This is a genomic window from Clostridium niameyense, from assembly GCF_001243045.1.
Taxonomy (GTDB): Bacteria; Bacillota; Clostridia; order Clostridiales; family Clostridiaceae; genus Clostridium_F; species Clostridium_F niameyense.
Genome location: NZ_LN849007.1, coordinates 350196 through 363449, shown reverse-complemented (window position 1 = coordinate 363449; position 13254 = coordinate 350196). Strand labels below are relative to the sequence as shown.

Here is a 13254-nt window from a genome sequence, read left to right as displayed (position 1 = left end):
ACTTCCCCCCTACTGTCTTAATTTAGGATCAAGTGCATCCCTCAATCCATCGCCCAATAAATTAAAAGATAACATAGTTAAGCTTATAAATAATGCTGGGAAAAATAATTGATATGGATAAAACATCAAATTTGGTTGTGCAGATGATGCTAAAGAACCCCAGCTAGTATTAGGTGATTGTATACCTAAACCTATATAACTTAAAAATGCCTCCCCAAATATAAATGATGGAACATCTAATGTAATATTAACAATTAAAATTCCAATAGCATTTGGTAGCAAATGTTTTTTAATGATTCGTGAAGAACTAGCCCCTAAAGCCCTGGCTGCTAGTACATATTCCTGTTCTCTTACTTGAAGTATTTGTCCTCTTATTATTCTAGCCATACCACACCAACCAGTTATAGTCATAGCTATTACTAAAGACATAATTCCCCTTTGTTTAAGTACAATAGAAATTATAATAACAACCATCAAATAAGGTATACTTAATAGTATTTCTACTACCCTCATCATTATATCATCTACTAATCCCCCAAAATATCCTGAAATTCCTCCATAAATTACACCTATAGTCATCTCTATAATAGTTCCTAAAATTCCTATTATAATGGATACTCTTCCACCTTTCCAAACTCTTGCAAACATATCTCTTCCTAACATATCTGTTCCAAACCAATGATCTTTATTAGGAGACATATTTATAATACTTGAATCCGTAGCCCAATATTTATATTTCGTTAAATAAGGTCCTATTATTGTCATTAATGTTATTAATATAAGTATACCTAAAGAAAATATAGCAACTTTATTCTCTTTTAATCTTCTCCAGGCATCCTGCCAATAAGTAATGTTAGGTCTATTTATTTCATTAGTTTTTTCTCTATCTATACCTATAATTTCAAATTCATCTTTACTTATCTCTGCCACGATTTTCCCTCCTCTATAGGAATTTTAGTCTGCAATTCTTATTCTTGGATCAATAACTCCATATAATATATCTACTATTAATAATGATAATATATATAATGCAGCCATAAACACAGTAAGTCCCATAATCATTGAGTAATCCATATTATTCACAGCTCCAACAAAAGAATTACCAAGCCCAGGTATTCCATATATACTTTCTATAACAAATGAACCTGTTAATATACTAGCTATTTGTGGTCCTAATATAGTTATACTAGGAAGTATGGCATTTCTTATTACATGCTTCCAAACTAAAGAAATTTTACTAACACCCTTTGCTTTTGCAGTAAGAATATAATCTTGTCCTAAAACATCTAAACACTCATTTCTCATATACCTTGCATATATAGCTAAAGGTGATAAACATAAAGCTATAGTTGGAAGTATAGTATGCTTAAATGTACCCCACCCAGTAGTTGGTAATAACATATGCTTAACAGTAAATAAATATTGAAGTAAAGCAGCAAATACAAAGCTTGGTATAGAAACCCCTAATAAAGCAATAAACATAACTATATAATCTGGCCATTTATTTCTATTAAATGCTGCTACAATACCTAAAGCTATTCCTAAAGCAAATCCTATAAATACTGCTTGAACACCAATTCTTGCTGAAGCTGGAAGTCCATCTTTTATAACAGTGTTAACACTTCTTCCAGCAAAGGCTAAAGATTCACCTAAATCTCCTTTTAGCAAATTTTTCATGTAGACTACATATTGCGTAGTTACTGGTTTATCTAAACCATATTTTGCATAGTAATTAGCTCTTATCTGTGGTGGTAATCTTCTAGCATTGGCTGCTAATGGATCACCTGGTATAGCATGCATAAGTGCAAAAGTTATAGTAATTACTATCCATAGTGTAAGTATCATATAGCCTAATCTTTTTAAAATATACTTTCCCATTTTCACTCCTCCATAAATGTTTATATCTGTATGTATAAGATATACAGCAGAACCTTAAATGCCCTGCTGTATATTAAATATTATTTTCTTCCTTCTGTATAAGCATATTTTATATCTATTTCAGATCCAAACAAAGGAATCATTATTCCTTTTACATATTTTCCTTTATAGATTTGTTTATTTCTGTATACAAATGGAGCTACTACGGCATCATCATATAATAATATTTTTTCCGCTTCTTTAAATGCCTTCATTCTTTCTGCATTCTTTTCTTGTGGCAATGAAGCTGCTTTTTTGACTAATTCATCATATTTTCCATTTGACCAACCTGTAGGAACCATATTCATTCCAGTCATCCACAAATCAAATTCTGTCATAGGATCATCATAGTCCCCTGACCATCCCATTCCTGACATTTGATAATCTCCATTATCTATTCTATTCATGTATACTGGCCATTGAACATATTCAATTTTCACTTTAATACCTAAAACTTTTTCGTACATTTGCTGAAAATATTCGCATATTTCTTTTTGTTGATCGTCTGTTGCTCCTGTTAAATAATTAACTGTAATCTTACTTGGATCTGGATCCATACCTAATTCTTTTAAACCTTCAACTAAAAGTTTTTTTGGATCCTTATTTTCTTCTTTTAATTTTTTAATTGGTTCTTCTCCAGCCTCTTTTCTAAATTCTTTATCACCTATTTGCAATTGAGGTGGTACCCATCCATAAGCTGGTGTAAATATACCTTTAAATAATGTTTTTGAAACATCTTCCCTGTTAATAGCTAACGAGAAGGCTTTCCTAACTTTTACATTCTTAAATAATTTATCCTTTTGATTGTAAAATTCATAGTTAGTAGATGGTTCTGGTAATTTAACTAAATCAAAATTTTTTGATTTATCAAATTTTTCTTTCCATTCAGGTTTTCTAACTTTTGCAATATCTAAAGAACCATTTAAAAGCTCTTGCATTCTTGAACCTTCATTATCTATAATTTTCATAGTTGCTTTTTGTAATTTTACAGATTTAGCATCCCAATATTTTTCATTTTTAACTAATTCAACTTTATTACCATGAACCCATTCCTTTATTGTAAACGGTCCACAGAATAGCATATTTGCTGCTTCTGTTCCAAATTTCTCACCATACTTTTCTACTATATCTTGTCTTTGTGGCATCATAACTTTAAAATATGTTGTTTTTAAAAAATATGCACATGGTTTTTCTAATGTAATTTCCAATGTTTTATCATTTATTGCCTTTACCCCAACTTCATTAGCTGAAAAACTTCCACTTTTATCAGTATTAAATTTTTCAGCATTTTTTATTGGATATAATAAATAAGCATATTGTGAAGCTATTTTAGGATCTAATGTTCTTTTTATCCCATATTCAAAATCCTTAGCTGTAACTTTCTTTCCATCTGACCATTCATAATCCCTTAAATGGAATGTCCATTTAAGTCCATCATTTGATGATTCCCACTTTTCAGCTCCAGCCGGTTTAACTACATCCTTACCATCCTTATCTACTTCAATTCTAGTTAATCCCTCATAAACTTCTGATATTACTTGTGATGAATATAAATCAGTAGATTTAGATGGATCTAAATTTTTAGGTTCTCGATCTAAAACTAAATTTAAGTGTTGTTCTTTATCTAGTCCTTTACCAGATGATCCCCCAGTACTTATACCACATCCTACTAAAGCTGTTGAAGCTATTACTAGACAGGATACAATTGTGGCTAATAACTTTTTGCTTTTCACTATAATTCCCCCTCTTCAGTCTTTAATATTTTCTATAAATAACAAGCAGTTACATACTCATCATTTACATAAATAGTGTCAATAATAAATTAATTATATAATAATTATTATCCCCTCTCATATTTATGCATAAATATGTAATTTTATTAATTTATTAGCATTGAAATGTTTCGAAAAATGAATGGACACTTGTATTTTAAATTATATTATCATAATGTTTTTTTTATGTCAACGCTTTTAAAACTAGATTTTTAGTAATCTTTATATGTGTTTTTAGAATTATTTTCTGATAATTGAAAGTAAATCTTCTTACAAAAATTCATTTGAATTTATTATTTTAAATAATCTTTATGCATTTTTATTTATACACATATAAATAAAAAAGTATACCTTTTTTATTTAATCAGTTATATAATAGTAGTAACTACAATAAACTTATGTTAATTTTAATATGGGGAGGTATAAATAATGAATTATAATGTAGCAGTAGTAGGAGCTACTGGAATGGTAGGAAGAAAATTTATAGAAATACTTCAATCTAGAAAGTTTCCTATAAATAATATTTACTTTTTCGCATCATATAGATCTGCAGGAAAAATCCTAAAGTTCAACAATAATGATGTAATAGTTGAAGAATTAAAAGAAGATAATATAAAAAATAAAAAAATAGATTTTGCCCTATTTTCAGCAGGTGGAAGTACAAGTGAAAAATTTGCTCCTGTATTTGCAAAATATGGTACTACAGTTATTGATAATAGCAGTGCCTGGAGAATGAATCCTGAAGTTCCTTTAGTGGTACCGGAAGTAAATCCTGAGGATATTAAAAATAATAAGGGCATTATAGCTAATCCTAATTGCTCAACTATTCAAGCTGTTGTAGCGTTAAAACCACTTCATGATAAATATAAAATAAAGAGAATAGTATACTCTACTTATCAAGCAGTATCTGGTGCTGGATTAAGTGGATACAACGATTTAAAAGAAGGTTACAATGAGAAACCTCCAAAAAAATTTCCATATGATATTGCTGGAAACATTCTTCCACACATAGATGTATTTTTAGAAAATGGCTATACCAAAGAAGAAATGAAAATGATCCAAGAAACTCAAAAAATATTCCATAATGATAATATAAAAATCACTGCAACTACAGCTAGAGTTCCAGTATTTTATGGACATAGTGAAAGTATTAATGTGGAATTTGAAAAACCTTTTGAAGTTAAAGATATATTTGATTTATATAAAAATGCAGAAGGTATTATATTACAAGATGATATTGACAATCTAGTATATCCAATGCCTATAGATGTAGCTGGAAAAGATGAAGTTTACGTTGGAAGAATAAGAAGAGATTTTAGTTTAGATAACGGATTAAACCTATGGGTAGTTGCTGACAATATAAGAAAAGGTGCAGCCTTAAATGCAATTCAAATTGCAGAATGCATAATTAATAGCAATAATAAATAAAAGATTTTTAAAGGGGGATTTTTGTATGAGTATCTTTAAAGGTTCAGGTGTAGCTATCGTAACTCCTTTTAATGAAAATGGAGTTAATTTTGAAAAACTTAATGAATTAATTGAATGGCATATAAAATCAAAAACAGATGCCATAATAGTATGTGGAACTACTGGAGAAGCAACTACTATGACATTAGATGAAAGAAAAGAAACAATAAAGTTTGTAGTAGATAAAGTTAATAAAAGAATTCCTGTAATTGCAGGTACTGGTAGTAATAATACTAAAACCGCTATCGAAATGAGTAAGTGGGCAGAAAGCATAGGAATAGATGGATTACTTGTAATAACTCCTTACTACAATAAAACAACTCAAAGTGGATTAATTAAACATTTTGAGGTAATTTCTAAAGAAGTTAATACTCCTATTATCATTTATAATGTACCTGGAAGAACAGGTCTTAATATAAATCCAGAAACATTAAAAGAATTATGTAAGGATAAAAATATAGTAGCTGTTAAGGAAGCTAGCGGAAATATAAGTCAAATAGCTGAAATTAAAGCTTTATGCAAAGATGACTTAGATATTTACTCTGGAAATGATGATCAAATAATTCCTATATTGTCTTTAGGAGGAATTGGAGTTATATCAGTTCTTGCTAATGTGATTCCAGAAGAAGTTCACAATATGTGCTCTCTTTATTTAGAAGGCAAAGTTAATGAAGCTTTAGAAATACAACTTAAAAGTTTAGCTCTTACTAAAGCCTTATTTATAGAGACAAATCCTATTCCAGTAAAGACTGCTATGAATCTTATGGATATGAATGTAGGAAATCTTAGACTTCCTTTATGTGAAATGAATGATAAAAATTTAGAAATACTAAAAAAAGAATTAAAAAATTACAATCTTATGTAATATAATATAAAGTGTAGAGTTTATCCTCTACACTTTATTAATAAAATTAAATTTGAGGAGGACTTATTATGGTAAAGGTAATACTACATGGTTGTAACGGAAAAATGGGAAAAGTCATATCTAACTTAGCTAACAACTACAGCAATCTAGAAATAGTAGCTGGCATAGATAAAAATAATGAAAACTCTATTTATCCAGTATTTGATACCATAGAAAAATGCAATATAGATGCAGATGTAATATTAGATTTTTCAAGAGCTAGTGCATTAAAAGGACTGTTAAACTTTGCTACTTTAAAGAATATACCTATAGTACTTTGTACTACTGGCTTCTCAGAAGAAGATATAAATTTAATAAATAAAACATCTAAAAAAATCCCTATATTTAGATCTGCTAATATGTCAATAGGTGTAAATATAGTAAACAATGTACTAAAAAATATTAGTGCCTTTATGTATAAAAACTTTGATATAGAAATAATAGAAAAACATCACAATCAAAAAGTGGATTCTCCAAGTGGAACTGCTCTTTTATTGGGAGATACTATAAAAGAAGCTATAAAAGAAGAAACAAAATATACTTTTGGAAGGGAAGGAAACTCTAAAAGAGAACACAATGAAATAGGGGTTCATGCCATTAGGGGTGGAAGTATTGTTGGAGAACACGATGTAATTTTTGCTGGCCAAGGTGAAATTATAGAAATAAAGCACACTGCTTTATCTAGAGAAGTTTTTGCAGTAGGAGCTTTAAATGCTTGTTTATTTATGAAAGGAAAAGGAAAAGGCCTATATAATATGGATGATGTAATACAATCAGCTTTATAATATTAACTTTCCATACTTAATATTATAAACTTAAACCCTCTTGAACTATTTTTTCAAGAGGGTTTATTTTATACACTAACCTAATGTATAAATTTTTCTATTCTATTTAAAGCCTCTTCTAATTCCTCTATGCTATAAGCATAAGATATTCTCATATAACCTTCTCCACCTTTTCCAAAAGCAGAGCCTGGAACTACCGCCACTCTAGCTTCCTTTAATAATTTTTCACAAAAATTTTCACTACTTGAAGAATTATCCTTAATGGATGTAAATATGTAAAAAGCCCCTTGTGGCTTATATGACTTAAATCCTAAAGCTTCCAATCTATTATATACATAGTTTCTTCTCTTTTTAAATTCATTTTTCATGTATTTTACATCTTCCATACAATATTTTAATCCTGCATAAGCTCCCCATTGGCATATAGAAGTAGCACAAGATACACTATATTGATGGATCTTTATAATAGAATCCATAAAATACTTAGTGGCACAAACATATCCTATTCTAAGTCCTGTCATAGAAAACATTTTTGAAAATCCACTTACTAATATTATTTTTTCTTTTATATCCTCAAATTGAGCTAAAGAATAGTATTTATCTTCAAAACATAAGGAACTGTAAATTTCATCGCTAATTACAATAATATTATTTCCTTTTATAATTTCATGCAATCTATCCCTTTGCTCCCTACTAAGTACTGCACCTGTTGGATTACTTGGATAAGACAGCACCATAGCTTTAGGTTTTTCCTTTTTTATTAGATTTGATAGATAATTTAAATCTATAGAAAAATCTTCACTTAGTTTATACTCTATAGATTTTGCACCACATAATTTAATACAACTATCATAAGCTGGATAAGCTATTTCTGGAATTAATACTTTATCCTCTTTATTTAACAAAGTACTAAATACACTCATTAATCCCTCACTTCCACCAACAGTTATACATATTTCCTCTTTAGAATATTTTATATGCATAGTTTTTAAATACCTACTTATTTCTTCTCTAAGTTCTACTATACCTGAATTAGATGTATAAGTAGTCTTATCTTCATTTATAGACTCTATCAAAGCTCTTTTTATTGCTTTAGGAACCTTAAAATCTGGTTGCCCTAAGGTTAAAGATATAACATTATCATAATTTATCACCTTATTATAAAATTTTCTTATACCTGAAATTTCTATGTTTCTTACATTTTTAGAAATTAATGATTCTTTATTGTACATAATAATATTCTTCCCCCTAACTAGACTTTATTATATTATTTTACTATTATTTTCCCTTATATAAAACGCCCCCTTTATTTAAGGAATGATATTTATTATAATAAGGTTATTAATAAATTAAAGGAGGACTTTAAATGAGTTATAATTTAACAGATCCATATGAAATAGCTCGATACATAAAAGAAGCAAAAAAATCAACTCCTATTAAAGCATACATAGAAGGGGATTTATCTCACTGTGACTTTTCTAATATAGAAAAATTCAACAGTGGAAACCTATATATATTATTTGGAGAAAGCGAAGATATTATTTCTATAATAGAAAATAATAAAGATAAAATAACAAATTGTAAACTAGAGCAAGATAGAAGAAAATCAGCTATTCCTCTAGTAGATATGTTAAAAATAGATGCTCGAATAGAACCAGGTGCTATTATACGTGACAAAGTTTTAATAGGTAAAAACGCTGTTATCATGATGGGGGCTGTTATCAATATCGGTGCTAAAATTGGCGAAGGAACTATGGTAGATATGAATGCTGTAGTAGGCGCCAGGGGGAAATTAGGTAATAATGTTCATTTAGGTGCTGGAGCTGTTGTAGCTGGAGTTTTAGAACCGCCTAGTAAAGATCCTTGTACTATAGAAGATAATGTTCTTATAGGTGCTAATGCTGTTATATTAGAAGGAGTAAAAATAGGAAAAGGTTCTGTAGTTGCTGCAGGTTCTATAGTAACTTCTGATGTGCCAGAGAATGTAGTAGTAGCTGGTGCTCCTGCTAAAATAATAAAGAATGTAGATACTAAAACTAAAGATAAAACTAAATTAGTGGATGATCTAAGAAAATAAAAGTATGTATAGCTTAAAGCTATACATACTTTTATTTTATATACTTATCTCTTTATTTTCTTGTTCTTCTGTGCTTATATCTTCTATATTATCTTCTTGAGCTTTTGGTTTTTCTTCTAGAATTTCATTTTCTAACTCCGAATCTTCTACTCTTTCCATTTTAGATATAGACACTTCATATGCAACTTTAGTTATAACATTATCCTCTGAAATTCTTTTTTGATATTCCCTACTTTGAAGTCTTCCCCAAACTCTTATGTTATCTCCAACCTTCAATGTTTTGCAAAATCTTGCATTTCTTCCCCATGATATATTTGGTATATAATCAGACTTATTATATGGTCTATTTACAGCTAAAAGCAAATCAGCAATTTCCCTTCCAAAAGGAGTTGTCCTATAAACCGGTTCCTTACAAATATACCCATTTAGGAATATTTCATTAGGATTCTTACTTCTTTCAATACAATAATCTATATTTCTTGCAAATACGGTTAATATAAGTCTATTAGCTCCATCTACGAATTTATTATAAGATCTTAGTTGCCCCTCTACTAATACATCATCTCCTACTTTTAAATCCATACCTGCTAACAATCTTTCAGATATAGTTACATTTAAAACGTCAGATACATCACTTAGCCTTGAAACTTCTAATTTGAACATGTAGAATCCCTCTCCATACATTTCATGGCTAAATTCTAACCCTTCAACTACTTTACCCTCTAAATAAATCTTATTGTTTAACATTAAATTGTCCATCATAACCCCTCTTTCCCTTAGTTTGAATTATTTTCTTTCATACACTTTATAAATATTCTTTTAATTATAAAAATATAACCAATTAAGTATTTTTAATTTTTGTTATATTGTTTAATTTTTTGTAGCTCATTAACTTTTGTTCCTTCTATAAGGGCTATAGTTATAACTACCATATAAGCATAAAGTTCACTAGTAGTTTTAAAAGAAACCTTGAAAGGTATTTCTTGAGGCTCCATTATGCTATTAAAAGGTTTACTTAAATATCTTTGCAAACAATACAAGAATTCGTTATTTTCTTCTATACTAGATAAAGTCACAGTATTTTTATTTCCAAAACCATAGGTTATAACATTCCCATCTATATCTATATCTTTATTTTTAAATAAATCCATATTTATAAAACAATACTTGCAGTTTAGTGTATCACAACTAAACTCTAAATCTTTATTTACAATAATATAATCCATATCTGATATATTACATTCTTTTATTTCCCCGTTATAAAAGTTTAAATGCAACTTATCTATTAAATTCCATAGAAAATCTTTAAAATTATTATCTTCTGTAAAAATATATAAGCTTCTCATACTATTCACTCCTAATTAAAACAACTATTTCTAATTATTTTAATCAGTCTGTATATTTTTATACAATTACATTTATAAACGCTTCTTAAATGAACTAATTTATATTTATTAACTTACATAGAAATAAATTACATTACATTATATAATCTTCTAGATTTTTTCAAGTATTCCTTTATTTTTTAGCCATTCAGTTCCTTTTTTGTACACCAGCAGAATCTATATAGTAATTATCTTTATATATTAAATCTCCAACCTTCACAAATTTGAAACCTTCTCCTTTCAATAAAGGAATTATCCTTTTTAAATTATCTGGGGTATATTTAGCTGTATTATGAAATAAAATAATAGATCCAGGTTTAGTCTTTTTTATCACTCTATTATATTCAGCATCGGCTCCCTGCTCTTTCCAATCTATACTATCTACATCCCATTGTATAGAATAAAACCCCAACTCCCTTGCTGTATCTAATACTAAATCATTATAGTTACCACTTGGACATCTAAATAACTTCGTTCCTTCACCAGTAACCTTTCTTATTTTAGCTTCATTAATATTTATATCATTTATCATTTTTTCTTTAGATATGTTAGCCATATCTGGATGTTTATTAGAATGGTTACCTATTTCATGTCCTCTTTTATGTATTTCCTTCATTTTATCTTCATTTTTATCTATCCATTCCCCTACTATAAAAAATGTAGCTTTTACATCATATTTGTCTAATACATCTAAAATTCCATCTATATATTCATCACCTAAACTTACATCAAAAGTCATAGCAACCTTTTTCTCCTTAGTGTCAACTTTATAAATAGGAACTTTTTTTCTTACATTTAAAGAAACAGCATTTTTTCCCTTAGAATTAATTACAAAAGTTGAAAAAATAGCTATAAATAATAAAAATAGTGCCGAATATATCCTATTTTTTAATTTTTTCTCCATATATACCTCCCAAAAATGATTCTATGTAATATATACATAAAATACCTTCTATATATTCCTAAAAATTATTTTTATATATTTTTTATTAATTAACAATCCTGTTTAAAATTTATGATATAATTAAATGTGATTGTTAATTAATAAAATTTTGGGGAGGAAACTTAATGTTTGATGATGCTTTAGAGTTAGCAGAAAATAAACTGTTGATTCTATACATATTTAGTAAATTTGACATTCCTGTGTCCAACAATCAAATAACTGATATTATATTAGAAAATAATTTAATAAATTATTTTACCCTTCAGCAAAATTTAACAGAATTAATTTCTGCTAACTTTTTAAAATATATAAATAAAGAAAATAATCATAAAATCTCTATAACTCAAAAGGGTTGTAATGTACTTTCAATGTTTATAGACAGAGTATCTGAAGAAAAATTAAATATTATAAATGAATATTTAAAAAATAAATTAAATTTATTACAAAAAGATCTTAGCATAATTTCAGATTATACTACTAAAGACAAAGACACTCTTATTGTAAACTTAAAAGCTATTAAAGATGATTTAATTATAATTGATATAAAAGTATCTGTAGATTCAAAAGAAAAGGCTAAAAAAATGTGCTCTAAATGGCAAAAAAATTCATCTGAGCTTTATTTAGAAATATTAGATATTTTAAACTCAGACTAATGCTCATGTTACTATCATACCTGTAGGTTCACCTCCTATAGGTATAGTAGTTTTAGTTTCTTTAGTTATATTTATTTTTAAGAGTTGATTATTATAGTTATCACCTACATATAAATTGTCTTTAAATTTATATATTCCTCTAGGCATTCCACCTACTATTATTTTTTTTATCTCTTCATAATAATTTATATCTACTAAACTTACAGTTCCGTCTCCAAAATTAGAAACCGCACATATTTTTTCATCACAATACATATCAACCGGAGAACTTCCTACTGAAATTCTATATAAAAGTCTATAATTTTTAGCAGATATTATTCCTATACTACCTTTATAATCTGACCCTATATTACTTTCACATACTAGTATATATTTACCATCTACTGTAAACATAGCTTTTGTAGGATACGAACCTACTCTTATATTTTTTATATTATTTGTATCATTACAATCTACAATCGTTATGCTATCATTTCCCATATTGGAAGTCATTATTAATTTATCTCGTTTATTAATTACTATACTATGTGGTAAATCTCCACAAGGAAGCTGTTCTAAAATTCTTTTTTTATTGGCATCAAACACAGTTATAACATCTGAATCTCCACATATTACATAGATTTTATCTTCATATGCAACAACATCGTTACAATGCATGCCTACAAAATAGTTATCTACTTCCTTTGACTGTGCTGCATCTACTATAGATAAAGTATTATTATAACTATTAGTCACCAATATATTCCCTCTGTGGGCATAAATGCCATGGGGACCCATACTATCATTATTATAGTTATTTAATGTTATCTTATTTTCTTCTTTAAAATTTTCAATATTTACTTTAGAAATACAATCTGTAGATGTATTACATATATATAAATGCCTCATCCTATCACCCCTTGCTTTATATAATATAATATGTAAAATTAAAGCCATTTGGTGATAAGTATTATAAGATAATAGAATTTAAATAACCTTGAGAGCAATAATTAATTAATATATAATTATAATTGTTTAATTATATATTATATTTATAAAAGGGGGATTTAATAATGTATACATATACACCAAAAGGAGTCTGTTCAGTACAAATAAATTTTGATATAGTGGACAATACTGTTAGTAATGTCTCATTTAAAGGAGGATGTGAGGGAAACCTTAAAGGAATATCAAAACTAATAGAAGGAATGAATGTTGATGAAGCCATAGAAAGATTAAACGGGATAACTTGTGGTTCAAAAAATACTTCCTGTCCTGATCAACTTTCTAAAGCACTACAAAATATTAAAGATCAAAAATAGAATTTTTCTTAAATCTATAAGAAAATAAAAGTGGGAAATTATAATCAAAG

At 27.9% G+C, this 13254-nt stretch carries 14 protein-coding genes; 6 read left to right on the top strand and 8 right to left on the bottom strand.

The window, feature by feature from the left end; all coding sequences use genetic code 11:
- Positions 1–9 precede the first annotated feature (9 nt).
- The 3 genes from BN1711_RS02770 to BN1711_RS02760 form a co-directional block, all read right to left on the bottom strand.
- Positions 10–930, bottom strand: coding sequence for an ABC transporter permease (locus BN1711_RS02770; protein ID WP_050606666.1), 921 nt, complete (start codon positions 928–930; stop codon positions 10–12).
- Between the two features lie 24 nt (positions 931–954).
- Complete coding sequence (locus tag BN1711_RS02765; protein ID WP_050606665.1) at positions 955–1878, bottom strand: ABC transporter permease; 924 nt, start codon at positions 1876–1878, stop codon at positions 955–957.
- An 80-nt stretch (positions 1879–1958) separates the two neighbouring features.
- Positions 1959–3650, bottom strand: coding sequence for a peptide ABC transporter substrate-binding protein (locus BN1711_RS02760; protein WP_050606664.1), 1692 nt, complete (start codon positions 3648–3650; stop codon positions 1959–1961).
- Positions 3651–4118: 468 nt separating this feature from the next.
- On the opposite strand from BN1711_RS02760, the gene BN1711_RS02755 reads away from it, so the two are divergent.
- The 3 genes from BN1711_RS02755 (at position 4119) to dapB (ending at position 6845) form a co-directional block, all read left to right on the top strand.
- Positions 4119–5117, top strand: a complete 999-nt coding sequence (locus BN1711_RS02755; protein ID WP_050606663.1) for an aspartate-semialdehyde dehydrogenase — start codon at positions 4119–4121, stop codon at positions 5115–5117.
- 25 nt (positions 5118–5142) lie between these two features.
- Positions 5143–6021: a 4-hydroxy-tetrahydrodipicolinate synthase gene (gene dapA, locus BN1711_RS02750; protein ID WP_050606662.1), complete on the top strand. Its 879-nt coding sequence runs from the start codon at positions 5143–5145 to the stop codon at positions 6019–6021.
- 68 nt (positions 6022–6089) lie between these two features.
- Positions 6090–6845: a 4-hydroxy-tetrahydrodipicolinate reductase gene (dapB, locus tag BN1711_RS02745; protein ID WP_050606661.1), complete on the top strand. Its 756-nt coding sequence runs from the start codon at positions 6090–6092 to the stop codon at positions 6843–6845.
- A gap of 80 nt (positions 6846–6925) precedes the next feature.
- Here the strand turns inward: dapB and BN1711_RS02740 are convergent, their stop codons facing one another.
- Positions 6926–8077, bottom strand: coding sequence for a pyridoxal phosphate-dependent aminotransferase (locus BN1711_RS02740; RefSeq protein WP_050606660.1), 1152 nt, complete (start codon positions 8075–8077; stop codon positions 6926–6928).
- 134 nt (positions 8078–8211) lie between these two features.
- Between BN1711_RS02740 and dapD the strand changes: the two genes are divergently transcribed.
- The gene (dapD, locus tag BN1711_RS02735) at positions 8212–8922 is read left to right on the top strand and encodes a 2,3,4,5-tetrahydropyridine-2,6-dicarboxylate N-acetyltransferase (RefSeq protein WP_050606659.1); all 711 of its coding nucleotides are present in this window, start codon (positions 8212–8214) and stop codon (positions 8920–8922) included.
- Between the two features lie 36 nt (positions 8923–8958).
- Here the strand turns inward: dapD and BN1711_RS02730 are convergent, their stop codons facing one another.
- The 3 genes from BN1711_RS02730 to pdaB form a co-directional block, all read right to left on the bottom strand.
- Entirely contained in the window at positions 8959–9684 is a 726-nt protein-coding gene (locus BN1711_RS02730) for a single-stranded DNA-binding protein (RefSeq protein ID WP_129582115.1), read from the bottom strand.
- 89 nt (positions 9685–9773) lie between these two features.
- Positions 9774–10268 carry a hypothetical protein gene (locus tag BN1711_RS02725; protein WP_050606657.1) on the bottom strand — a complete coding sequence of 165 codons (495 nt, stop codon included), beginning with the start codon at positions 10266–10268 and terminating at the stop codon, positions 9774–9776.
- Between the two features lie 187 nt (positions 10269–10455).
- The gene (gene pdaB, locus BN1711_RS02720) at positions 10456–11211 is read right to left on the bottom strand and encodes a polysaccharide deacetylase family sporulation protein PdaB (RefSeq protein ID WP_050606656.1); all 756 of its coding nucleotides are present in this window, start codon (positions 11209–11211) and stop codon (positions 10456–10458) included.
- Between the two features lie 164 nt (positions 11212–11375).
- Between pdaB and BN1711_RS02715 the strand changes: the two genes are divergently transcribed.
- Positions 11376–11903 (top strand): DUF4364 family protein, encoded by a 528-nt coding sequence (locus BN1711_RS02715; RefSeq protein WP_050606655.1) that lies wholly within the window; start codon positions 11376–11378, stop codon positions 11901–11903.
- Between the two features lie 3 nt (positions 11904–11906).
- Here the strand turns inward: BN1711_RS02715 and BN1711_RS02710 are convergent, their stop codons facing one another.
- The gene (locus tag BN1711_RS02710; protein WP_050606654.1) at positions 11907–12791 is read right to left on the bottom strand and encodes a YncE family protein; all 885 of its coding nucleotides are present in this window, start codon (positions 12789–12791) and stop codon (positions 11907–11909) included.
- Positions 12792–12955: 164 nt separating this feature from the next.
- Here BN1711_RS02710 and BN1711_RS02705 point away from each other — a divergent pair, with 164 nt between their 5' ends.
- Positions 12956–13204, top strand: coding sequence for a TIGR03905 family TSCPD domain-containing protein (locus BN1711_RS02705; protein ID WP_050606653.1), 249 nt, complete (start codon positions 12956–12958; stop codon positions 13202–13204).
- Positions 13205–13254: the final 50 nt, after the last annotated feature.

What these genes read in the sequence shown, in the direction of transcription:
- BN1711_RS02765 (WP_050606665.1), bottom strand. Translation starts at nt 1,878, where the DNA reads ATGGGAAAGTATATTTTAAAAAGATTAGGCTATATGATACTTACACTA.
- BN1711_RS02755 (WP_050606663.1), top strand. Translation starts at nt 4,119, where the DNA reads ATGAATTATAATGTAGCAGTAGTAGGAGCTACTGGAATGGTAGGAAGA.
- dapA (WP_050606662.1), top strand. Translation starts at nt 5,143, where the DNA reads ATGAGTATCTTTAAAGGTTCAGGTGTAGCTATCGTAACTCCTTTTAAT.
- dapB (WP_050606661.1), top strand. Translation starts at nt 6,090, where the DNA reads ATGGTAAAGGTAATACTACATGGTTGTAACGGAAAAATGGGAAAAGTC.
- BN1711_RS02740 (WP_050606660.1), bottom strand. Translation starts at nt 8,077, where the DNA reads ATGTACAATAAAGAATCATTAATTTCTAAAAATGTAAGAAACATAGAA.
- dapD (WP_050606659.1), top strand. Translation starts at nt 8,212, where the DNA reads ATGAGTTATAATTTAACAGATCCATATGAAATAGCTCGATACATAAAA.
- BN1711_RS02730 (WP_129582115.1), bottom strand. Translation starts at nt 9,684, where the DNA reads ATGATGGACAATTTAATGTTAAACAATAAGATTTATTTAGAGGGTAAA.
- BN1711_RS02725 (WP_050606657.1), bottom strand. Translation starts at nt 10,268, where the DNA reads ATGAGAAGCTTATATATTTTTACAGAAGATAATAATTTTAAAGATTTT.
- pdaB (WP_050606656.1), bottom strand. Translation starts at nt 11,211, where the DNA reads ATGGAGAAAAAATTAAAAAATAGGATATATTCGGCACTATTTTTATTA.
- BN1711_RS02715 (WP_050606655.1), top strand. Translation starts at nt 11,376, where the DNA reads ATGTTTGATGATGCTTTAGAGTTAGCAGAAAATAAACTGTTGATTCTA.
- BN1711_RS02710 (WP_050606654.1), bottom strand. Translation starts at nt 12,791, where the DNA reads ATGAGGCATTTATATATATGTAATACATCTACAGATTGTATTTCTAAA.
- BN1711_RS02705 (WP_050606653.1), top strand. Translation starts at nt 12,956, where the DNA reads ATGTATACATATACACCAAAAGGAGTCTGTTCAGTACAAATAAATTTT.